Source organism: Pseudomonas sp. ABFPK (assembly GCF_001586765.1).
Lineage (GTDB): Bacteria > Pseudomonadota > Gammaproteobacteria > Pseudomonadales > Pseudomonadaceae > Aquipseudomonas > Aquipseudomonas asiatica.
Genome location: NZ_LQXW01000076.1, coordinates 1 through 1232, shown reverse-complemented (window position 1 = coordinate 1232; position 1232 = coordinate 1). Strand labels below are relative to the sequence as shown.

1 protein-coding gene is annotated in these 1232 nt (G+C 54.6%); it reads right to left on the bottom strand.

The features are described 5' to 3' along the window. Nucleotides 1–18: 18 nt before the first annotated feature. Nucleotides 19–1169, bottom strand: a protein-coding gene (locus WM94_RS26730; protein ID WP_085983004.1) for an IS3 family transposase whose coding sequence is annotated in 2 segments (ribosomal slippage) — nucleotides 19–935 and nucleotides 935–1169 — 1152 coding nt in all. Because the reading frame shifts where the segments join, the coding sequence is not laid out codon by codon here. Between the last annotated feature and the right edge of the window lie 63 nt (nucleotides 1170–1232).

Here is a 1232-nt window from a genome sequence, read left to right as displayed (position 1 = left end):
TGAATCGCCCCTGCTTTCCTAGACACTCTCCAAGCTCAGGAAATAGCGTTTCTCATACTCTACTGGAGACAGCTGCATAGCACTGCTGTGTCGACGCTTAGGGTTATAGAACATCTCGATGTAATCGAAAATATCACTTCGGGCTTCGTCACGCGTTGCGTAGATCTTTCGTCGGATTCGCTCCCGCTTCAAAAGCTGGAAAAAGCTCTCCGCTACGGCATTGTCGTGGCAGTTTCCCCGTCGGCTCATGCTGCTGATCACATTATTGGCCTTCAGGAAGCTTTGCCAATCTGAGCTACTGAACTGACTGCCTTGGTCTGAGTGAATCATCACTTGCTGCTGTGGCTTGCGTCGCCACACGGCCATCAGCATGGCGTCGATGGCCAGGTCGCTGCTCATTCTGGGCTTCATTGACCAACCAATGACTTGGCGGGAGAACAGATCCAGCACTACCGCCAGGTACAGCCACCCTTCATAGGTGCGGATGTAGGTGATATCGGTCACCCAGACTTTATTCGGCTCACTGACCTTGAACTGCCGGGCCAGATGGTTGGGGGATGCCACTGTTGGTTTTCCGCCATAAAACCCAGTACGACGGCGATAGCCCGTTTGCGAACGCAGCCCCTCTGCCTGCATCAAGCGACCGACTCGATTTCGCCCACAGATCTCTCCTAGCTCTCGCAGGTCATCGTGAATCTTGCGATAGCCATACACGCCGCCGCTTTCTAACCAGGCCTGCTTGATCAAGCCAAGCAGGCGCTGATCTTCTTTGGCTCGGGCAGATTGAGGTTCGGCCAACCAAGCGTAGTAGCCGCTGGGATGCACCTTGAGGGTTTGGCAAAGGCGCCGCACCGGGTAATGCGTCGAGTGCTTTTTGATGAAGGCGTACTTCAGTTGCACTCCTTGGCAAAGTACGCGGCGGCCTTTTTTAAGATGTCTCGCTCTTCAGTCACGCGCTTGAGTTCTGCGCGAAGCTTGCGCAGTTCGGCTTGCTGCTCATCGTCTTGCTGACGCTGCTCTTGGGGTTTGCTGTAGAGCTTGATCCAGGCGTAGAGGCTGTGAACAGACATGCCCAGGCGCTGGGCAACATCGGCGACAGGATTGCCTTTCTCGGTCACTTGCTTGACCGCTTCGATCTTGAATTCTTCGGGGTAACGCTGACGACTCATGGCACCTCCTATTTGGGCCTCATTATGAGGCTTGGAGGTGTCTACGAAACCAGGGGCGATTCA